Consider the following 221-nt stretch of genomic DNA (forward strand, 5'->3'; position numbering starts at 1 on the left):
GTCAATGCTGTTTTAAACCAGAAGTACCGCAGCATGCAGGAGAAACACATAGCAGTGATCCTAAAAGTAGGGGATCTGCAGGAGATCTGTCTGGAGGAGGAAGAGATCGTGATCCTGCTCTCCAATTTACTGGATAATGCAATCCGGGAGAGTGAAAAAGTACTGAAAAATACCGGAAAAGCGGTCATTCATCTGAAATTAGAGTGCGAAGATCATAAACT

General features: G+C 43.4%; 1 pseudogene. It reads left to right on the forward strand.

Annotated features, from left to right (window positions below):
* Nucleotides 1–221: pseudogene (locus DWX65_RS14495) on the forward strand (GHKL domain-containing protein); the annotation flags it as partial.

This window comes from Roseburia sp. AF20-18LB, assembly GCF_003461185.1.
Taxonomy (GTDB): Bacteria; Bacillota; Clostridia; order Lachnospirales; family Lachnospiraceae; genus Roseburia_C; species Roseburia_C amylophila.